Annotated in this window: 19 protein-coding genes, 2 tRNA genes and 1 riboswitch; of the genes, 18 read left to right on the top strand and 3 right to left on the bottom strand. The window is 37.7% G+C overall.

Annotation, left to right across the window (positions count from 1 at the left end; genetic code table 11):
* Positions 1-31: 31 nt before the first annotated feature.
* Positions 32-102: transfer RNA gene (locus BN8061_RS03665), tRNA-Cys, on the top strand.
* Between the two features lie 35 nt (positions 103-137).
* Here BN8061_RS03665 and BN8061_RS03660 read toward each other — a convergent pair.
* Positions 138-578, bottom strand: a complete 441-nt coding sequence (locus BN8061_RS03660) for a nucleoside deaminase (protein ID WP_094745844.1) — start codon at positions 576-578, stop codon at positions 138-140.
* Positions 579-692: 114 nt separating this feature from the next.
* Here BN8061_RS03660 and BN8061_RS03655 point away from each other — a divergent pair, with 114 nt between their 5' ends.
* Positions 693-1,592 carry an EamA family transporter gene (locus BN8061_RS03655; RefSeq protein WP_068596595.1) on the top strand — a complete coding sequence of 300 codons (900 nt, stop codon included), beginning with the start codon at positions 693-695 and terminating at the stop codon, positions 1,590-1,592.
* A gap of 39 nt (positions 1,593-1,631) precedes the next feature.
* Here BN8061_RS03655 and BN8061_RS03650 read toward each other — a convergent pair whose 3' ends face one another.
* Together BN8061_RS03650 and BN8061_RS03645 are read right to left on the bottom strand one after the other, a co-directional pair.
* Positions 1,632-2,675 (bottom strand): YncE family protein, encoded by a 1,044-nt coding sequence (locus BN8061_RS03650; RefSeq protein ID WP_154662243.1) that lies wholly within the window; start codon positions 2,673-2,675, stop codon positions 1,632-1,634.
* Positions 2,676-2,701: 26 nt separating this feature from the next.
* Positions 2,702-4,501, bottom strand: coding sequence for a TonB-dependent receptor plug domain-containing protein (locus BN8061_RS03645; RefSeq protein ID WP_068596593.1), 1,800 nt, complete (start codon positions 4,499-4,501; stop codon positions 2,702-2,704).
* Between the two features lie 36 nt (positions 4,502-4,537).
* Positions 4,538-4,724: riboswitch (cobalamin riboswitch) on the bottom strand.
* A 103-nt stretch (positions 4,725-4,827) separates the two neighbouring features.
* On the opposite strand from BN8061_RS03645, the gene BN8061_RS03640 reads away from it, so the two are divergent.
* From BN8061_RS03640 to BN8061_RS03565, 16 genes are all read left to right on the top strand, one after another.
* Positions 4,828-5,808 (top strand): pyruvate dehydrogenase complex E1 component subunit beta, encoded by a 981-nt coding sequence (locus tag BN8061_RS03640; RefSeq protein WP_068596592.1) that lies wholly within the window; start codon positions 4,828-4,830, stop codon positions 5,806-5,808.
* A 101-nt stretch (positions 5,809-5,909) separates the two neighbouring features.
* Entirely contained in the window at positions 5,910-8,411 is a 2,502-nt protein-coding gene (locus BN8061_RS03635) for a DUF5686 family protein (protein ID WP_235802679.1), read from the top strand.
* A gap of 47 nt (positions 8,412-8,458) precedes the next feature.
* On the top strand, positions 8,459-8,944 hold the full coding sequence (locus BN8061_RS03630) for an inorganic diphosphatase (protein ID WP_068596587.1): 486 nt from the start codon (positions 8,459-8,461) through the stop codon (positions 8,942-8,944).
* A 237-nt stretch (positions 8,945-9,181) separates the two neighbouring features.
* A tRNA-Phe gene (locus tag BN8061_RS03625) sits at positions 9,182-9,254 on the top strand.
* A 103-nt stretch (positions 9,255-9,357) separates the two neighbouring features.
* Positions 9,358-9,699 carry a phosphomannose isomerase type II C-terminal cupin domain gene (locus BN8061_RS03620; protein ID WP_068596585.1) on the top strand — a complete coding sequence of 114 codons (342 nt, stop codon included), beginning with the start codon at positions 9,358-9,360 and terminating at the stop codon, positions 9,697-9,699.
* A gap of 48 nt (positions 9,700-9,747) precedes the next feature.
* Positions 9,748-10,194 (top strand): adenylyltransferase/cytidyltransferase family protein, encoded by a 447-nt coding sequence (locus BN8061_RS03615; protein WP_068596583.1) that lies wholly within the window; start codon positions 9,748-9,750, stop codon positions 10,192-10,194.
* 7 nt (positions 10,195-10,201) lie between these two features.
* Positions 10,202-11,173 (top strand): SDR family oxidoreductase, encoded by a 972-nt coding sequence (locus tag BN8061_RS03610; protein ID WP_068597898.1) that lies wholly within the window; start codon positions 10,202-10,204, stop codon positions 11,171-11,173.
* A 116-nt stretch (positions 11,174-11,289) separates the two neighbouring features.
* On the top strand, positions 11,290-12,627 hold the full coding sequence (locus BN8061_RS03605) for a nucleotide sugar dehydrogenase (protein ID WP_068597895.1): 1,338 nt from the start codon (positions 11,290-11,292) through the stop codon (positions 12,625-12,627).
* 123 nt (positions 12,628-12,750) lie between these two features.
* Positions 12,751-13,917, top strand: coding sequence for a nucleotide sugar dehydrogenase (locus BN8061_RS03600; protein WP_068596581.1), 1,167 nt, complete (start codon positions 12,751-12,753; stop codon positions 13,915-13,917).
* 12 nt (positions 13,918-13,929) lie between these two features.
* Positions 13,930-14,955, top strand: coding sequence for an NAD-dependent epimerase (locus BN8061_RS03595; RefSeq protein ID WP_068596579.1), 1,026 nt, complete (start codon positions 13,930-13,932; stop codon positions 14,953-14,955).
* Positions 14,952-16,199 carry an oligosaccharide flippase family protein gene (locus BN8061_RS03590; protein ID WP_068596577.1) on the top strand — a complete coding sequence of 416 codons (1,248 nt, stop codon included), beginning with the start codon at positions 14,952-14,954 and terminating at the stop codon, positions 16,197-16,199. The genes BN8061_RS03595 and BN8061_RS03590 overlap by 4 nt, the downstream gene beginning before the upstream one ends.
* On the top strand, positions 16,196-17,269 hold the full coding sequence (locus BN8061_RS03585; protein ID WP_068596574.1) for a sugar-transfer associated ATP-grasp domain-containing protein: 1,074 nt from the start codon (positions 16,196-16,198) through the stop codon (positions 17,267-17,269). Before BN8061_RS03590 ends, BN8061_RS03585 begins: the two co-directional genes overlap by 4 nt.
* On the top strand, positions 17,269-18,222 hold the full coding sequence (locus BN8061_RS03580) for a N(5)-(carboxyethyl)ornithine synthase (protein ID WP_068596572.1): 954 nt from the start codon (positions 17,269-17,271) through the stop codon (positions 18,220-18,222). Before BN8061_RS03585 ends, BN8061_RS03580 begins: the two co-directional genes overlap by 1 nt.
* A gap of 5 nt (positions 18,223-18,227) precedes the next feature.
* The gene (locus BN8061_RS03575) at positions 18,228-19,352 is read left to right on the top strand and encodes an ATP-grasp domain-containing protein (RefSeq protein WP_068596570.1); all 1,125 of its coding nucleotides are present in this window, start codon (positions 18,228-18,230) and stop codon (positions 19,350-19,352) included.
* A gap of 153 nt (positions 19,353-19,505) precedes the next feature.
* Complete coding sequence (locus tag BN8061_RS03570) at positions 19,506-20,666, top strand: O-antigen ligase family protein (RefSeq protein ID WP_154662242.1); 1,161 nt, start codon at positions 19,506-19,508, stop codon at positions 20,664-20,666.
* On the top strand, positions 20,641-21,720 hold the full coding sequence (locus BN8061_RS03565; RefSeq protein WP_154662241.1) for a right-handed parallel beta-helix repeat-containing protein: 1,080 nt from the start codon (positions 20,641-20,643) through the stop codon (positions 21,718-21,720). The genes BN8061_RS03570 and BN8061_RS03565 overlap by 26 nt, the downstream gene beginning before the upstream one ends.
* Positions 21,721-21,731 lie beyond the last annotated feature (11 nt).

Genomic DNA, 21,731 nt, shown 5'->3' with positions numbered 1-21,731 from the left:
ATTTTTATATTTGCAATCCAATTACGGAAATGGTTCCTTGACCGAGAGGCTAGGTAGCGGTCTGCAAAACCGTCCACAGCGGTTCGAATCCGCTAGGAACCTCCCAAACCTCAGCAAGATTGTTTGTTGAGGTTTTTTTATCTTTTTTGTTGAAAGAAATCGAGCATCAATTTTTTTCCTTCGTTTGCCAATACACCCTCTACGATTTCTGTTTTTGGATGCAGCTGCAACATTTTGCTTTTGAAACCTCTCTTTTCATCTGCCGCACCAATCACCACTCTCGAAATTTGGCTCCAATACAAGGCTCCAGCGCACATGACGCAGGGTTCTAGGGTGACGTATAATGTACATTCTTTGAGATATTTGCCGCCAAGATAATTTGCGGCAGCAGTTATTGCCTGCATCTCGGCATGGGCGGTAACATCGGTAAGGGTTTCGGTGAGATTGTGCGATTTGGCGATGATTTTATTGTTGCAAACCACAATTGCACCTACTGGAATTTCGTCTTTTTCGTAGGCGATTTCCGCTTCTTGTAGCGCTTTTCGCATAAAATATTCGTCAGAAAACAATTCTTCCATCAGTTCAACTTTGTTGCGAAGGTAAAGATTTCTTTTTTGGGGATGCTTCGAATCCGACTTTTATCTGAAATTCTTCGATGTGCGATCTGCCATACAAATTGTACATTTGCCAAGATGAAACAATCTAACTATTTTTTTGCGGCTTTGCTTACCTATTTCATGTGGGGTTTTTTTTCGTTCGGCTTACGTCCGATTAGCGATTATCCCTCGATGGATATTTTGTATTATCGATTGTTTTTCAGTACGGTGCTGTTGTTGCTCGTTGGGTTTGGATTTCGAAAGAAACGATTGCGACAAGACCTGCAGCTTTTTCGTGCTCAGGAGGTAAAGGTTCAACGACAAATGATTTACAGGCTGGTAGGCGGTTCGTTGGTGCTGATGTCGAATTGGTTGGTTTTTATCTATGTAATGAATCACGTGAGTGTGCAAACGGCTTCGTTGTCGTATCTTATTTGCCCTATTGTAACGACTTTGCTGAGCGTTTTGATTTTGAAGGAAAAGATTTCCAGTGCCAAATGGTTTGCCATTGGGTTGAGTACCCTTGCGTGTGCAATCATGTCGTTGGGACATTTCAGAGAGCTATATTTCAGTCTATTTGTTGCGCTTAGTTTTGCTACGTATATTATTGTTCAGAAACGCCTCAGTATTTTCGACAGCTTCAATCTGCTGATGCTTCAACTCTCGGTTGTATCGATTATTTTACTGCCATTTTACTTTTGGTTTTCTGGACCATTTCCGACCGAAATCCGATTTTTCAAGAGTATAGCTTTGGTGGTCTTGCTGTTTACCACGATTCCCATGATTCTGAACAATTTTGCACTCAAAGGCATCGATTCGTCTACGGTTGGTATTCTCATTTACATCAATCCGATTATCAATTTTTTGTTGGCTGTATTTTATTATAAAGAACAGGTTTCGACGGCACAAATTGTGGCGTATTCGCTGATTTTTGTTTCGATTATTATTTTCAACGCTAAGTTTTTATTCAAAACAATTAAAAAATCCAGTGTTTAAAACACTGGATTTTAAAAATAATTCATGAGATGTTGATGATTAATCGAGAACCATCACACTGTTTGGGATAATTCCTGTTTCGAGACTTTTCATCAATTCTCCGTTTGGTCTAAAAACTTTCAATTCACCGCGCGAAACATAATCTTTGGCATCGGTAACATAGAATATTCCGTTTTCTACGTTAAATCCGTACAAGGTCGTTACATTGGTGTTGAATATTGGCGTGCTTGGGAGTTGCGTTGCGTTGGGTGCAAAGTTGTAAACAGAAGAACCTAGCGTGTAATACAATTGATTGTTCGATTTTTCTAAGAACGCAGGGTTTTCTCCATCGTTGAAATTCAAGGTTGCCGTCACGGTTTCGCTGTTGAGGTTTATTTTTACCAACTTTCCGCTTGTGCTAGGTTGACTCCAAGAAGAGCCAGAACAAAGCACATACAAGGTACCGTTTGCCTCAGCGATACCATCTGGGTATTCGCCTACTTCTATGTTTTGTGTAACTTTTTGAGTCGCAGGGTTTATAAAGCTGACGCTGTTTCCAGTTCCCCATCCGCCTTTATGCGCTACAATAATTTTGTTGTTTGCTTCGATTATTCTTTCTGGACCTTCTTTTACGGGTATTCTCGTAACTAGAGACAAAGTTTTTTTGTCGAAAACTGCCACATAATCATCATTTGGATCGTTGCTATCGCCCCAATTGGTAACATACAAATGATTGCCTTTTTCTACCAAGTAGCGTGGCGACTCTAGATTGGTGGTGACTTCGGCTTTTTTCTTGAAGTCGTGTTTTTGTACCACCACAATTTTGTTCGAATTGTTGATCACAAAATAGAGCAAACCATCGTCTTCATACATGCTTTGTGCCGTATCGCCAAATACTGCCCCGTTTACTTTTTGATAAAGGTTTTGCGTAGCCGATGTCAAAGAAGGGTCTATAAAGGTTACCTCTGCATTTGATTGACCAAAATTACCTTCATTCAATACTAGAATTCCTTTCGAATATTCGCCAATAATTTCTTCATTGTCGATTCGGGCATCATCGTCGTTTGAACAAGAAGTCATGAATCCTAAACTTAGGATCGCCATAACTAAGAGAGATTTTTTCATCATGATTAAAATTTATATAAGATTGTTATTTGATAATTTATTCCAGGCATCCAACGATTCAGTAAAGATTGATAGTAGTGGTCGAAAATGTTGTTGATTTTAACTTGCAAATCAAACGCTTTGAATAGTTCGACGCTCCCACCAAGATTCACCACGGTATTATCGTTTAGTTGCTCAGACTCGTCCGTCAAGGTATAGACCTTGCCCGTGTACAAGAGTTGGGCAAAAACATTCCACCACTTCTGATGAAATTGTAAACTCGCTTTTACCTGATGTTCGGGTGTGTAAATCAGCGCTTTATCGGTTTTTTCATTGTGCGTTTGCGTATAAGCATATAACGCATCGAAGCTGAGTTTATTATACCTTGCCAAAAGCATCAATTCGCTTCCGTAGGTTTTCACTTTTGCTTGATTTATAGGAACCCAAAGACTGCTAGACCCGCTCGGTACCCACTGTATCAGGTCCAAAATTGTATTGTAGTACAAATTCCATTTCAATTCTAGCTGTTTGAATTTCCATTCGTTTCCCATCTCGAACTGATACGCATTTTCTGCTTTTAGATTCGGATTGCCGCTGGCCTCCCAATAGAGGTCGTTGTAGGTTGGAATGCGGTAATTTTTGGAATGATGTAGTCGCATTTTCCACCAAGTTGTCCACTCGTTCACCAAACCTATCGAATAGAGGATTGGACTTTCGAAAGCCGAAGTTTCCTCTTTACGCGCGCCTATTTCGTAACGAAACGTAGGCGATAATTGATGCTGCATCATCAAACCTACAGACCAAATGTCCCGTTTCTTATCATCGATTTTGTCGCCATTTCCTCGGTTGTGCGAAAAATCGGTCAAGAAATGCAGTTTCATATTGGGTGTAATGCGATAGGCAGCCCAATATTTAGCAAGAAGAGTTTCGACATTGAGGCTCGACGGATTTTGAGAGGTGAGCCTAGTAAAATAATCACTAGTTTCGTTGAGGTAAGCCAACCTTAAATTCGATTCGAAACGGCGTTGAGCAAAGCTCCATTCGGTTAAGAATCGATGATTCCAAGTCTCGTATTTGGTCGGTGTTTCATTAGGGCTGACCAACGAAAAATGCCGATCGCCAAAGTTGGTTTCGCTGATGAGTTTCAGCTGGTTGTGGGCATTTAGTTTATACGCAACGCCCAAATTGAATTGGTTCAAAAGGTATTCTCCATTCAAATTACGACCTGCTTCGTTGGGTGTGCGATAATTGTTTTTGGTCTGAAAACGATTATACCCCAATTGCGCAGCCAATCGGTCGTTGCTATATTGTGTAAAATAATGCGCATGATAAGTCTCGAAACTACCCACCTGCAACGAGAGTTCGTTTTGCCAACCTTGCCCAAAATCGAAATGATTTTGCAGGTGCACGCTTCCGCCTATTGCTCCCGTGCCATGAGCAATACTACCACCGCCCAATTTCACATCTATGCGCTGACTGGCATTGTTGAAAAATTGGTTGAAGTCGGCTTGCCCGTTTGTGGCAGCATTCACATTGATACCATTCCAAAGCACCGCAGTTTGCGAAGCAGTTGTCCCTCTAAAAGACGGAGAAGAAACCATTGCGGCGCCGTTTTGTTTGAGGTAAATAGGCGTTCTGAACTGGATAATATCACTCAACAAAGCCTCGTGCTGTTTTTGAGTGGAGTCGCTCAGTTCAATAACCTGTTGATGCTGGTTAGCGTTTAGAAAATAATCGCTAATGTCAACACTCTTCAGTGCAATGGTATCTTGTTGCGCATACGCCAGCAAAGGACAAAAGACAAGTAATAAGAATGATTTTTTCATGTTATCGAAAACCTTTCCACCGAAAGTTTTAATAATTAAACATTAGCAACAATGGCAGGTTTCCTGACTTGATCTCTTTCTCGCCGACCTTCCCATTTAGACGATAAACAGTGGCTTTGTGGCAAGAAAACGCAGTGAGATTTACAGTTGCGGGGACAGTTACGGATTTTCACCATATTCCCTTTTAACTCCTAAATAGAGCACCATCGACATTTACAAAAGTAGCATAATAAACAAAAAGACAAGGATTAAAATCTAAAAAAATGGTTGAAATTTGAAAAATACGTACATTTGCTTTTGGAAAAATATAAAACGTAACAAATCAGATGGCTATAAAAACTTTTAGAGAAGTAATCGCCGAAGCAATGAGCGAAGAAATGAGACGAGATCCTTCGATTTTTTTAATCGGAGAAGAAGTAGCAGAATACAACGGTGCTTATAAAGCTTCGAAAGGTATGTTGGATGAATTTGGTCCAAAACGAGTAATCGATGCGCCGATCGCAGAGGCTGGTTTTGCAGGGATTAGTGTAGGATCGACTTTGACTGGTTGTCGCCCGATTGTAGAGTTTATGACCTTCAATTTTTCATTGGTTGCCATCGATCAAATCATCAACAATGCGGCAAAAATTTATCAAATGTCGGGCGGGCAGATGAATTGTCCTATTGTTTTCCGTGGGCCAACTGCTTCGGCAGGACAATTGGGAGCAACCCACTCACAAGCCTTTGACAGTTGGTATGCCAACGTTCCTGGGCTTAAAGTGGTGGTGCCGTCTAATCCGTACGATGCAAAAGGATTGTTGAAAACTGCCATTCGCGACAACGACCCAGTCATTTTCATGGAATCTGAGCAGATGTATGGTGATAAAATGGAAGTTCCAGAAGAAGAATACTTGATTCCGATTGGTAAAGCAGACATCAAACGCGAAGGTAAAGATGTCACGTTGGTCTCTTACGGTAAGGTAATCAAGCAGGCTTATGCGGCAGCAGACGAACTTGCAAAAGAAGGCATCGAGGTAGAAATCATCGATATCAGAACCATTAGACCATTGGACTACGAAACCATTATTGCATCGGTAAAGAAAACCAATCGTTTGGTAGTGTTAGAAGAAGCTTGGCCATTTGCCAATGTCTCATCAGAAATTACGTACATGGTTCAACAAAAAGCCTTCGATTATTTAGACGCTCCTGTAAAACGCATCAACACCAAAGATACTTCGGCGCCTTATGCCCCAAATTTATTCGAGAAGTGGTATCCGCAGGTAAAAGAAGTAGTAGATGCTGTAAAATCGGTGATGTATAAAAAATAAATAAGCGACAACCATATCATAATTTTAAGTCTAGCATATCTTTTGCTAGACTTTGTTTTTTTCGACTCATGAAGAAACTTTTTTGTCTATATTTCTTACTATTGTTCACGATTTTATCGGCTCAAGTAAAAATTCAGGGCTATGTGCTCGATTCGCTTACCAACAAGCCCATCCCTTTTGTAGACGTTGTTTTACCAGAGCTGAACGTGGTGACTACCACCAACACAGATGGCAAATTCTATATCGAATCTACCCAAACAGCAACCGAAATTCTTTTCATGCGCTTGGGATACGAAGATGTTTCGCTTCCGATCATCAAAAAAATCAATTACGATTTCAGCTTGTTGATGAAACCAGAATCCGAATCGGATGAGATTGCCGACGAAAACATAGAGCTAGAAGGAGCGGTAATTACCAAACAAAAAAAACGATTGAAGAAAAAAGAAAATCCAGCCTACGACATCTTGCGAAAAGTCTGGGAAAAAGATAAAAGCAATGGGTTGGACAAGGTGGCGCAGTTCGATTATAAAGAGTACGAAAAATTGCAATTCGACATCAGCAATATCGATAGTGCGTTTATGAAACGAAAAATCTTCAAAGATTTTGAGTTTATTTTCGAGCGTGTCGACACTTCGAGCATCAATGGCAAGACCTATTTACCTGCATTTCTCAACGAATCTATTTACCGAGTTTCTGGAACCAATCTGCCCCAAAAATATTTTCGAAAAGAATTATTGGGAAATAAAACATCGGGTTTCGATGAAAATGAAATGGTTTCCCAGATCACCAAAAGCCTCTTCAAAGACATTAATATTTACGAAGCTCGACTGAATTTCTTAGACATCAAATTCGTGAGTCCATTGGCAAAAGACGGCTTTGCGGTTTATGATTATGAGCTACGCGACACTTTAGACTTAGACGGCGAGTGGGTTTATCGCATCAAATATTCACCTCGTAGAGAGGGCGAATACACTTTCAAAGGCGATATGTACATCAGTACCGAACACTATGCGGTAAAGGAAATTGTGATGGAAAGCAGCAAGAATATCAATGTCAACTTCGTCAAAGATATTTACCTGAATTTGACTTTCCAGATCGAGAGTGATGAGGTGTATTATCCGTTGAAATATTATTCGATGATGGACATGTCGATGCTTTCTAAAAAGGAAGACGCAAAAGGTCTGTTTGCGCACCGAACACTGAGGTTTTACGATTATGATTTGAAGACGCGGTACAAAGATGAATTTTATAGCGAACGAATCGACCCCTCGAAAATGGCAGTGAACGTTCAATCCGATGCGTTTTGGGATAGCAATCGTCCAGAAGCGCTTTCGGAAGAAGAAAAAGGCGTGTACAAAACATTAGACGAGTTGAACAAAGTGCCTCGTTTCCAGCGAATAGTAAAAACGGTAGAAACCTTTGCATCGGGCTATTACAACGTGAGCAAGGGCTTAGATATTGGCGACTTGTATTCTACCTTTGGTTACAATGACATCGAAGGATTTCGTTTACGTGCGGGGGCAAGAACCTATTTTTCTCAAAACGATATGTGGCGAATTGCAGCCTATACAGCTTACGGATTCAAAGATCAAAAAATAAAATACGGTACAGAAGCGCGCGTCATGTTCAATCGAACCAACCGTTTTCAGGTGGGTTTGGGAACCAAGCGAGATGTGGAGCAATTGGGTTCGCAGCTTACGGCATCAGACGGAATCATGACGCGAAGTTTTTCGTCTTCATCGATTCTGAATCAGGGAGACAACACCACGCTGAGCAACAACAACATCACCAACGTTTATACCTCGATCGAACCTTGGAAAAATTTTGTGGTTCGGTTGGATGGAAATTATCAGCGAGTAAAATCGGCAGATCCGATTCTATTTAAAATCAATTTTATAAAAAATGGTGTGGAGCAATCCACGCTTACCAACTCTAGTTTGGGGCTTTCGCTGATTTGGAAACCAACCGCTAAATGGGGACAATGGGGAATCGACAGGTACGAGATTTCGACCCTCAATCCGACCATCATGTTGCGCTATATCCGCGGACTGAAAGGTGTAATCGATTCAGATTTTGCTTACGATAAACTGCAATTTCGTTATCAACAACCGATACTCATCAGTTCTTTAGGAATGGCAAATGTGATTTTCGAAGCGGGCAAAACTTTTCAGCCTGTTCCACTCACGCTCCTCAGTCCGTTGCCAGGCAACGAGAGTTACGGCTTGGTCAACGGGACCTTCAGTCAGCTCAATTATTATGAATTTGTTACCGACGAATATGCCTCGCTGATTTGGGAACAACATTTCAAAGGCTGGTTCCTGAACAAAATTCCGCTCATCAAAAAGCTCAAGTGGCGAGAAGTGGCGTTTATCAGAGCGGCTGCAGGGAATATTTCGGAAGAAAATATCCGCATCAATCGCTCTTCAATCGACTATCTTGCGCCCAACAAACAAATCTATTTCGAATACGGATTTGGAATCGAAAATATTGGGATCGGAAATATTCGTCCGTTGCGAATTGATTTTAATTGGCGAGGAAATTATAATAATTTGCCAGATGTTCGTAAATTTGGCGTTTCAATTGGAACGCAATGGTCGTTCTAATCGTTTTCAGAACAAGGACTTAAAAAAAGATAATCAAATTAACAAAAATGACTTTTGATGCAATTATAGAGATCCCGAGAGGCTCTCGTAACAAGTACGAAATGGACCACGAAACAGGTCTTATTCGTTTCGATCGTGTATTATTTTCACCAATGTTCTATCCAGCAGATTATGGATTTGTACCCAACACTTTAGGGTTGGATGGTGACCCGTTGGATGTGTTGGTTTTCCTTACAGAGCCAACAATTCCGGGATGTATAATCGAGGTGAAGCCAATCGGGGTATTGAACATGTCGGATGATAAAGGACAAGACGAAAAAATTCTTTGTGTACCAGTAGCCGATCCGACTTGGAATCAATTAGAAGACATCCACGATATGAATCCGCATACGTTGAAGGCAGTTGAACATTTCTTCAAAACGTATAAAGATTTAGAAAACAAAACTTGTGTGGTAGAGGGTTACGGTGATAAAGCTCAAGCTTTGGAAATTATCCAAGCGGCTTACGATCGTTTCGTTCCTGCAGAACACTAAGATACAGAATACAACCCTATAAAAGAGGCTGCCTCCAGAATACGAACGATTTCGAGTCGCGTCCCCATTGCGACAATAAACCGAAAAAGATTTTGTATAATGAAACAGCCTCTTTGCTTTTGCTGTACCCAGGTCGAGTAGAATTGCCTAAGCGCGATAGATTGGCAACAAAAATAATTTAAGTAAAAGTTGCAGAACAGTAAAAATAATTATTATATTTGCATCCGCAATTGAGTTGGTGCCTTAGCTCAGTTGGTAGAGCAAAGGACTGAAAATCCTTGTGTCCCTGGTTCGATTCCTGGAGGCACCACATCACAAAAGCCTTTGAAAAAAGGCTTTTTTTTATTCTTCAAATTAAGTTTACATATCAAGCCCTAGTTTTTGTATATTTGTCGCCTGATTATAATTATTCAATGGAAATAGGACAAAGACCTTGGGGAAAATATTATGTCTTGGATGATGCTGAAACTCATAAAGTTAAACGAGTTGAGGTTGAAGTAGGTGCACGCCTGTCTTATCAATACCATTACCATCGATCAGAGGTTTGGACTATTGTGCAAGGAAAAGCTAAAGTAACACTAGATGGAATTGAGCATTTTCTCGATGTAGGGGATGTGATAAAAATACCTGTAGAAGCAAAACACCGGATAGAGAATATCGGAAATCAGCCTTTAATATTTGTAGAAGTTCAACATGGCTCATCGTTTGATGAAGACGACATCATTCGTATCGAAGACGACTATTCTAGAGTATAAAAAATATAAAATCAACAACCAAAAACTATTAACCTAACACTTACAATTATGGAGAACAAAAAGGTAGGAATTACTTTCAGTGCTTTTGACTTATTGCATGCTGGGCATGTAAAAATGTTAGAAGACGCAAAAGCACAATGCGATTATTTGATTGTAGGATTACAAACCGATCCAACTTTAGATCGTCCGGAAAAAAACAAACCAACGCAAACTGTGGTAGAAAGATATATACAGCTAAAAGCTTGCAAGTTTGTAGACGAAATCGTACCTTATGCTACCGAGCAAGATTTAGAGGATATTCTTCGATCGTTCAAAATAGACGTTCGTATTTTGGGAGAAGAGTACAGAGATAAAAATTTCACTGGGCGTGCTTATTGCCAAGAAAAAGGAATAGAATTATATTACAATTGTAGAGACCACAGATTCTCGAGCACCTCTCTGCGTAAAGTGGTTTTTGAAAAAGAAAGTCAAAAAGTTACAAAGGCAAATTCTTAAAGCTATAATGAAACACATCTTAATCACCGGAGGAGCCGGTTTTATCGGGTCTAACCTTACCGAATATTTTTTAAACAAAGGTTATTTTGTACGATGTTTAGACAATTTCGCAACCGGACATCGACACAACATCGAGCCATTCTTATCGAATGAAAATTACGAATTAATAGAAGGCGATATTCGTAATTTTGAAACCTGCCAAAAAGCCGTAGAAGGCATGGATTATGTGTTGCATCAAGCAGCGCTGGGTTCCGTACCTCGATCGATAAAAGATCCGCAAACCTCGAACGAGGTCAACGTGTCGGGCTTCTTGAATATGTTGGCCGCCGCTCGTGACGCTGGAGTGAAACGCTTTGTTTATGCGGCATCTTCATCTACTTACGGCGACTCTGAAAACTTGCCTAAGGTAGAAGATATCATCGGTAAACCCTTGTCTCCGTATGCCATCACAAAATATGTAAACGAATTGTATGCCGATATTTTCAGTAAAACCTACGGCATTCAGTGCATTGGTTTGCGATATTTCAATGTTTTCGGACGAAGACAAGATCCGAACGGAGCTTATGCTGCTGTTATACCATTGTTTGTCAAACAGTTGATGAATCATGAGTCACCAACCATAAATGGTACTGGTGATTATTCACGAGATTTTACCTATATAGACAATGTAATTCAGATGAACGAATTGGCGATGCTGACCGAAAATCCGGACGCCATAAACACGGTTTACAACACCGCAGTTGGCGATCGCACAACACTGAACAGCTTGGTGGCTTATCTCAAAGATTATTTGAGCGAATTCGACCCCGAAATCAAAGACGTAGAAGTGAAGCACGGTCCCAATCGTCAGGGCGATATTCCACATTCTTTGGCTTCGATAGAAAAAGCTAAAACCCTATTGGGCTACCAACCAACGCATACCATAGACAAAGGCTTAAAAGAAGCCGTAGCCTGGTATTGGGAGAATTTGGAGAGGTAAATGTTTTTTCGCTAATCGTATTTTCGCATTTTCGCAAAAGCATAAACACAAAAACAAAATCACAGAAGAACAAAAACACAGAAGAACAAAAAAACAAAAAATCATCATCACATCATATGAAAAAAATTGCAGTAATAGGATTAGGATATGTAGGATTGCCTTTGGCTCGTTTATTTGCAACCAAATATCCGGTAGTAGGCTTTGATATCAATCAGGCACGAATAGCAGAATTAAACAGTGGTACAGACTCTACCTTAGAAGTCGAGGACGATATTTTACAATCGGTTTTGGTAAAAGAAAATCCATTTACCGAAACAAAAAAAAACGAAGACGAACCCCGCACATCGCAACCCACAGCTGGATTGTTCTGCACCCATCAACTTTCGGATATCGCAGAGGCTAACATCTATATCGTGACCGTTCCGACGCCAGTCGACAAACACAACAAACCAGATCTGACACCTTTGTATAAATCATCGGAGACCGTGGGTAAAGTCCTCAAAAAAGGCGATATCGTGATTTATGAATCGACAGTATATCCAGGGGTGACCGAAGAAGAATGTATTCCTGTATTGGAAAAAGTTTCTGGACTGAAATTCAACGAAGATTTCTTTGCAGGTTATTCGCCAGAACGTATCAACCCAGGCGATAAAGAACATACGGTAGAGAAAATATTGAAAGTAACTTCTGGTTCAACACCAGAGGTGGGCGAAATCGTAAACGACCTCTACAAGTCGGTCATCACAGCTGGTACTCATTTGGCACCAAGCATTAAGGTTGCCGAAGCAGCCAAAGTGATCGAGAATTCGCAACGCGATATCAACATTGCCTTCGTCAATGAGCTTGCCAAAATTTTCAATATCCTAGACATCGACACGCATGCTGTGTTGGAAGCTGCGGGTACTAAGTGGAACTTTTTACCGTTCAAACCGGGCTTGGTTGGCGGACATTGCATTGGTGTAGACCCATATTACTTGGCTCAGAAAGCACAAGAACACGGCTACCACCCTGAAATTATTTTAGCAGGTCGTCGTTTGAATGACAGTATGGGCGGATACGTAGCCTCGCAGATCATCAAAACCATGATAAAAAAAGGAATTCATGTCAACGAAGCCAATGTTTTGATGTTGGGAATTACCTTTAAAGAAAATTGCCCAGATATACGCAACACCCGTGCCGTAGATGTATACCACGGTCTGATCGATTACGGAGTAAAAGTCTCGATCTACGACCCTTGGGCCAACCCAGAAGAAGTAAAAAAAGAATACGGCCTAACGAGCTGTCAAGATTTGGCAGAATGCTGCTCGCAAGTAGAGGGCAAGAAATTCGATGCGATTGTTTTGACGGTTGCTCACAAAGAATTCTTGAACTTAGACCTATTGCCCTACAAAAAAGACCGTTGCATTACCTACGACGTGAAAGGAATATTGGAAGAAGCAGATAATAGATTGTAATAGTTTTTATAACCCATTTGTCACCCTGAGCCTGTCGAAGGGCTGAAACTTCGGCAGGCTCAGCAAGGCAAATAGCCGTGAAGAAGTAAACGATTAAACAGTTCACCAAAAAACAAAGCGAAAATGAAAGTAACGGTTGTTGGAACGGGCTATGTAGGTTTATCAAATGCTATTTTGTTGGCGCAGCACAACGAGGTAGTTGCCTTGGACATAGTTCCCGAGAAAGTGGCGCTTTTGAATCAAAAAAAATCACCGATTGAGGACAAGGAGATTACCGAGTTTTTAACATCGAAGCCCTTGAATTTCAGAGCGACTTTGGATAAAAAAGAAGCTTACGTAGGAGCTGATTTTGTGATCATAGCAACACCAACAGATTATGATCCCACAACCAATTATTTCAACACCAAAAGTGTCGAAGCGGTATTGGAGGATATTAAAACCTACAATCCTGCAGCGGCTGCTGTAATAAAATCGACGGTGCCTGTAGGGTTTACCAAGAAGATTAAAAAAGAACTAGCAATTGAAAATGTGATTTTTTCGCCCGAATTTCTTAGAGAGGGTAAAGCCTTATACGACAATCTTTATCCGTCTAGAATTATTGTGGGCGAACAAAACGAACGCGCAGCCGTATTCGCAAATTTATTGAAAGAAGGCGCTATCAAACAAGATATTCCAATCCTGTTTACCAACTCTACAGAAGCCGAGGCAATCAAACTGTTTTCTAATACCTATTTGGCTTTGCGTGTTGCCTATTTCAACGAGCTCGATACCTATGCACAAACCTATAATTTAGACAGCAAGCAAATCATAGAAGGCGTAGGATTGGATCCGAGAATTGGCTCACATTACAACAATCCATCGTTCGGTTATGGAGGATATTGCCTACCCAAAGACACCAAACAATTGTTGGCAAATTACGACGCAGTACCAAACAACATCATTCAGGCAATTGTAGACGCCAACAGAACCCGAAAAGATTTTATCGCCGACTCTATTTTGGCTAAAAATCCAAAAAAAGTGGGAGTGTATAGACTCATCATGAAGTCGGGATCAGACAATTTTAGGGCTTCGGCAATACAAGGAGTCATGAAACGCATCAAAGCCAAAGGCATAGAAGTGGTGGTGTACGAACCCGTTCTTCAAGAAGAAACATTCTTTGGATCAAGAGTAACAAAAGACCTCAACGCCTTTAAACAAGAATGCGATGTGATTATTTCGAACCGTATGGCAGAAGAATTACACGATGTACAAGAGAAAGTCTATACGAGAGATTTATTTGGTAATGATTAAAAACGAAGAGCGATGCAAAAAGTTTTAGTTACAGGAGCTGCCGGTTTTATCGGTTTTTTTACCGTAAAAAAACTGATCGAATTGGGTTATGAAGTAGTGGGCTTGGATAATATCAACGATTATTACGATGTAAACCTTAAATTTGCTCGATTAAAAGAATTAGGCTTCGATCGGTCGGATGCTGAGTGTTGGAACAAAGAAACACGTTCTTCTCGAACCGAGAAGCTTTCTTTTGTTCGCCTGAATTTAGAAGACCGAGAAAACCTTCCAAAATTATTCGCAAAACATCAGTTCGATGCCGTCATTCACCTGGCAGCACAAGCAGGCGTGCGTTATAGTTTAGAGAATCCTATGGCCTATGTAGACAGCAATTTGGTTGGCTATGTCAATATATTAGAATGTTGTCGTCATGCAAAAGTGAACCATTTGGTCTATGCTTCTAGCTCTTCGGTGTATGGCGAAAATCCCAAAGTCCCTTTCGAAGAAGACGACCGCGTAGATTATCCGGTTAGTTTATATGCGGCGACCAAAAAAGCCAACGAATTGTTGGCGCATACCTACAGTCATTTGTACCAATTGCCTACGACTGGCTTACGTTTTTTTACCGTCTATGGTCCGTATGGTCGACCAGATATGGCGCCCATGTTATTTGCTACTGCGATAACCGAAAATCGACCAATCAAAGTTTTTAATAATGGCGATATGAGTAGAGATTTTACGTTTATCGATGATATTGTGAATGGCATTATCATCTCGTTAGAAAATCCGCCAACCAAAGACGTAGAGCATCCTTACTATCAGCTTTTCAATATTGGGAATGGTTCGCCAGTGTCTCTGATGGATTTCATCGAAACATTAGAAAAAGAATTAGGCAAAGAGGCCGAAAAGAATATGATGTCCATGCAAGCTGGCGATGTACCCAGAACTTGGGCAGAAACCACAAAACTAAACCACTTAGGGTATAAAAGCAGCATAAGTATAGCCCAAGGGGTAAAAGAATTTGTAAAATGGTTTAAGGGATATAACGGATTATCGTGAAGGATAAAATCAAACAGCTACTAAAAAACAAAGATGCAAAAACGCTGATAGAGAATTTTTTTTCTTTAGGAGCCTTGCAAGTCATCAACCTTATTTTGCCGTTGGTGGTTTTGCCGTATATGATAAAAACGGTAGGGTTCGACAGATACGGCGTGGTGGTTTTGGCTGCTTCGCTTATTGCATACTTCTCATCGATTACCGATTATAGTTTTAGAATTACAGCAACGAGAGATGTAGCGGTTTTCAGAGATAGCCCTCAAAAATTGAACATCATCTACAGCAAAGTTCTTACCGTAAAATCGATTATTCTACTTTTTTCGTGGATTGCCATAGCGATTATTGTACTCGCATATCCGCCATTTTATGAAGAAAAAACGGTGTTTTTTTGTACAGCATTGATGCTTTTTGGCTATATGCTTTTTCCTGAATGGTTTTTCCAGGGTATCGAGAAAATGAAATATATCGCTTTCTTAAATGTAGGGATTAAGGTTTTTTTTACAGCGTGTATTTTTTTATTGGTCAGAACCACAGAAGATTATTGGAAATATGCTTTGCTCAATAGTGTAGGATATATTGGCGCTGGGCTGGTGGGGCAGTATTTGCTGATAAAAAAATATAAACTGAAATTCATTTGGCTCAAAAAAAAATATATAATTAAAACGTTCAAAAGCAACTTTCCTGTTTTTGTCAACCAATTTGTGCCAACATTATTCAATAATACATCTATTTTTTTGATGGGAATTGTAGTAAACACTTATACAATTGGAGTATTTGATGCTATAAAAAAGATTATTATGCTAGAAAGTGTATTCATACAAATTGTATCTAGAGTGTTTTTTCCATATTTAAATAGAAATAAAAAATACTTTAAAAAGTTTGCTAAAATTTCAATGCTCTGTTTTGCGCTAGTCATAGCATTGGTTTTGCTTAGTCATCCCGTTTTATTTTATTTTTTAAATATACATGATGATTTAGCTTTTACCGTTCTATTAATATTAAGTATTGGAATTTTATTTATAGGGATTTATAGTATATATTCCACTAATTTTTTATTAGTACACCGTGCCGATAAAACTGTAATGAGTATTACAATTTTTAGTTCTTTGATTGGCTTTGTATCTGCTTACCCAATGATTCATTTTTTGGGGATGGTAGGAGGAGCTTTAAATATTATGTTTAGCCAAATATTATTAGGCACTTTAGCTTTTGTATATTATAAAAAATATTCACGTACATTAAAATGAAAAAAAAGTTAAAAAAAATCTTCAAAAAACTATTATTCTATAAAACTATAGTAAGTGTAAAATTAAGTTTTAAGAAAAGGCATTCTGCGATTGAGAATAATGGAGAATATAAAAAAATAGAATTAACACCAGAAGAAGTTAAAGAGTACAAAGATTATTGGAGTGTAATTTCAAAAAATGCTAATTTAAAAACAGCTGAAATATGTAAAAGTTTTTCAGGGAAATTTGATAAGAGAATAATACCAGAAGAATTTTTTCCCTTGTATTTAGAACCAAAATTGAATAGTTTAAGTAATATATCTTTTTTAGAAAACAAGAGTATATATAATAAATGGTTTGGTATGGGGATTTTCCCTAATTGTTATTTCCATAAAATAAATGGTAACTATTATGATAGTCAGTTAAATAAAATTGATGATATTATTGCTTATATAGAAGCTTTAGATATAAATTTTCCAATAGTATATAAACCAAATGTAGATAGTTATGGAGGAAAAGATGTCTATTTTTTAAATTCAAAAAATGAAATCATTGACAAAAATAAAGAATTTAATAATGTTGTTGTTCAAGAGAAATTAGTGCAGCATCATTCATTAAATAAAATTTACTCAGAAAGTATAAATACGATTAGGGTTTGTTTATTAAGGAGACCTTTTAATAATGAAATTGTTGTTTTGAACGCTTCATTACGAATGGGTAAAGATGGAAGTCTAGATAATGAAACTGCAGGAGGTCTAGTTTGTAATATAGATAATAATGGTTTTTTAAATAGTTACGCAATTAATAAATTGGGTCAAAGATTTTTTAAACATCCCAATTCTAATGTACAGTTTGAAAATATAATAATTGAAAATTATCCTTCCTTGATCCAGACTTCCATTAATATTGCAGAAAAGTTAGTGTTTGCCAGTCTGATAAGTTTAGATATGTGTTTAGATAATAGTGGAAACTGGAGGTGTATTGAAATTAACTTAGGTGGTCAAACAATACGTTTTTCACAATATGCGGGAAGACCTTTTTTTGGTGAATATACAGACGAAATAATAAAACATATAAAAAATATCAAATAATGAAAACAGTAGGATTTCCGATAAGTCAGAAAAATAACGAGAAAAGAAGATGTTTGATACCAGCAGACATAAAAAACATAAAAAACAAAAACCAACTGTTTATAGAGACTGGCTATGGCGAGGTATTGGGTTACACAGACCAAGATTACATTGCAGAGGGAGTGAACGTGGTGAGCCAAGAAGAGGTGCTTTCGAAAGACATCATTTGCGACGGAAAAATTGGAGATGCCGCATATTTACCTCAATTAAAAAACCAAACTATCTATGGCTGGGTACATGCGGTGCAGAATAGAGATATTACAGATATCCTGATCAACAATTCGTTGACAGCATATGCCTGGGAAGATATGTTTGAAGATGGACGCCATACCTTCTGGCGCAACAATGAAATAGCAGGTGAAGCCGCTATTATGCATGCCTATACTTTACATGGATTATTTCCATATGATACCAAAGTGGCTGTCATTGGACGTGGAAATATCGGAAAAGGCGCATTGAAAATCCTTACCTTTATGGGAGCAGATGTAACGGTATATGATAGGAAAACCGAAAAACTTTTCCAGAAAGAATTAGATCAATTCGATGTAGTTGTTAATTGTATTCTTTGGGATACAAAAAGAACAGATCACATTATTTATAAGGAAGATTTGAAGCGTATGAAAAAAGGCGCTTTGATTATCGATGTAAGTTGCGACCGAAATGGAGGGGTAGAAACTTGTATTCCAACCACAATGGACAACCCTACTTATGAAGTTGACGGTGTGGTGCATTATGCAGTAGATCATACGCCGTCTATCTTTTATAAAACAATCTCTAGAAGCTTGAGTAAAGAAGTTGCTAAAACTATAGACTTTTTAATAGAAGATAATCCTACAGAGGTATTAAAAAACGCCTTAATTGTAGAAAATGGTATAGTGAAAGATCAAAGAATTAATGATTTTCAAAAAAGATAAAAATAATGCTTAGCAGAACCCAAATAAAAGATATTGTTTTTTCGATACCGTTCCTCAAAAAATATTACATCAAAAGAAGAATTAAGACGACAAACGACTTAATTCCACTCGATCGTTTAGATGAAGAGCTCAATAAGGCCGAAGTCGTATTACTAGATAATTCGATTGATAAAAATATAAAAGTAGGTTTAGTAAAAGACGGGGACGATTACGAGGGATATGTGAAAGAACGGTCTTATTATCCTAAATACGAGCGCTTCCTCAAAAACAACAACATACAATACGAATATTACGATATCTACAAGAGCGATTGGCAAGAACAAGCAAAAAACTATGATGTAGTTATTTGGCATACAAGTTCTGATGTCTCGACACAAGATATTGCAACCAATAAAATCTATGTCTTAGACAAATTAATGGGGAAAAAGTGTCTGCCAAGTTTTGATGAGGTATGGACGTATGAGGATAAGATAAATGCTCATTATTTATATAAACATTTTGGTTTTCAGGAAATTCCAACATTTGTATCTCATTCTAAAAAAGATGCAATTGATTATGTGAATAAGTGTAAGTTTCCTATTATATCAAAGTTAACCACAGGTTCATCTTCTTACGGAGTTGATAAATTATCAAACAAAGAAGAAGCCCTGAAACTGATAAACGAAGCGTTTTCTTTCAAAGGAAGAAAAACCTATTTTCCTTATCAACGACAAAAAAATTATGTCTATTTTCAAGAGTTTGTCGATGATGCTACTTTTGATTTAAGGATTATGGTGGTTGGTGATAAACTTTTCGGTTATTATCGCTATCCAAATAAAGGTGACTTTAGAGCCTCAGGAGCAGGTAATATAGAAAAAAAGGAGATTCCTTTTGATGCCTTAGAAATAGCCTACAAAGTAAAAGAAGCTTTTGGTACAACTTTTTTGGCTACCGATTTATTGTATAGCAAAAAACTAAATCAATATTTTATTATCGAAAGTTCTATTTTTATAGGAGTTGATACTTGCGAACAGTTGGTGGTAGATGGTGTCGCGGGTTATTACGAACGGATTGCCGAAGGCAAGTACGAGTTTAGAAAAGGCAAAGTTTGGGTGCAAGAGTTAGCATTGAAAGAGTTTCTTAGAAAATGATGGGTGTTGAAATTTGTTATGCGTTTTCTATGAAGGCATACGTTAACTGCGAAGGGTACAGGGATAAAGATTTAGACTTTCATAAAGTAAAATTCAACCCTCAGTTTTTTATGGTAGATTAGTTGAATAAAAAGGTAATTAAACGCTAGAAAAGTGAATAAAATAGGAGGTAACAAATTAATTAATTTCTTAATAGTATCCATGGGAATTATTTTCCTGTTACAGTGGATCCCGGCTTTAAGAGTACCGTTAATTGTACTACATATCACATTCCTTTTCTTATCAAATTGGAAGAAAGCAAAATTTGATACCATTTCCATCTTATTGATTATAATATTTTTATACTCTGTAATTCAAGGGATGTACATTCAGAAAAACCTAAGTTTGTTGAAGTTTTTGCAATCAATTGTCATTATGATTTTGTACATAATGTACAGTTTATATTCCAACGCAATTGCACCTACTATTAAAGCAAAGCATCTAACAAGCTTATCTACCTTTATATTGGTTTTATTTGGTTTGTTTTTAGTATCATTTAATGAATGGAATTTAACAAGATCTGCCGGTTTAATGGGTAATCCAAATATCACGGCTCACAATTTAGTAATGATATTGCCCTTCTCTCTATTTATTAAAAGAAATAAAAGGTTTTATTTAATATTATCGGTTCTTGTGATTTATGGACTTATTAGCTTTGGTTCAAGAAGCGCAGCCTTGGCTTTAGGTTTAGGCTTATTAGGTTTTTTATATTTTAATAGAATACAGGCTTCAAATAAAAAATCGTTCCTGATTATTTGCTATATATTTCTAAGTGTTTTTCTATCTTACAAAGCCATAGAAGTTTTTAAGTATTTCGCTACTGAATTTAACATAACACCTAACAGTGCCGATTCGCACTTGTTCTATATGGGATATAATGGTCGGGATATCTTAAAAGATCGAGCTTTAAAAGACTTTAATGAAGGAAATGTTTGGTTCGGTGCTGGGTTTGAAGGTGGTAAAATAAAAAGTGAAACCGAAGACACTGTTTTAGGTGTCCATGATGGATTTATCGAATTATTAGTGAGATTGGGCTATATAGGATCTTTTTTGTTCATAGTTTTAATGATATGCTTTGTGAAGTTTATTTTAAAAATAAAAAATAAAAGAAACCAGTCTGTTGCCATTATGTCTTTAGTCTGTTTATTGTCTCTATCTACCAATAGTTCCACTTTTTTTGTCCTTAATTATTATTATTTCTTTTTTGTTTTAACATTCAGTATTGCATATTATTCAAATTATAAACGTTATGACAATGCAACTATTAAGATGTAGTTTTTTGTTTGTTTTGCTGTTTATCAGTAATGGATTTGTATTTGGTCAAGTAGATGCAACTAAGTATTTGCCTGCAAATTATTCAAACAAAGGAGACAAAGATTATACAGAATATTTGCAAAAGGCTATTAATGAAAATGATAAATTATTAATGCCAAACTTTCCCATCTTAGTCAATTACAAAGGGTTGAAATTGAAGAGTAACTCAGAAATTATTTTTCAGAAAAACGCTGCGCTAATTTTAACCCCTTCAAATACGAGGTCATATGAAGTCTTGAATATCGAAAACGTCCGAAACGTTAAAGTAATTAATCCTACAATTTATGCAGAACGACAAGAACGTTTTCAAGGTAAGACACGTACTGGAGAATGGGGGATGTGTATCGCGATAAGGTCGTCAGAAAATGTGAGTATTCGAAATGCAAAATTATATAATGCCTGGGGCGATGGCATATACTTAGGAAAGAGCAATGCCAATAAAATAACTACTAACAAAAATATCACGATTAACGATAGCTACATTGCTGGCGCAAGACGAAATGGTATATCTGTTACAACTGCAAAAGGGTTAAGAATAAATAATGTTACAATTGAAAATACCAAAGGTAAAAGCCCTCAAGCTGCACTTGATATTGAGCCTAATGGACGATTTGATACTATTGATAATATTGAGATTAATAACTTAATCACTAAAAATAATGTATTTGCTATCCTTATCTCTTTACGTAAACTCATAGATATTAAGCCACAAAGCATTTCAATTTCTATCAAAAATCATAAAGACGAAGGTTCGGTTCAAGCCTTTAGATATGCTGGCTTCAATAATGCCTATCAAAATATTGACCAATTAAAACCAATTCAAGGTCAAATAGTGGTTGAAAATGCTTTTTGGACACGTAACAAAGGGTCATTTACGTATGAAGACGGCAAGGGGTTATTACCTGAGTTGATTTTTTATAATTTGAATACTTTATACAATAATAAGCGGAAAAGTTCAACAGACTATCAATATATATCTAATAAACAGAGAAACATAAAATTTAAAACCCGATAATCAACAAGGCT

The organism is Vaginella massiliensis (genome assembly GCF_900089075.1).
Taxonomy (GTDB): domain Bacteria; phylum Bacteroidota; class Bacteroidia; order Flavobacteriales; family Weeksellaceae; genus Weeksella; species Weeksella massiliensis_A.
This window is presented reverse-complemented; position numbering and strand designations above follow the sequence as displayed.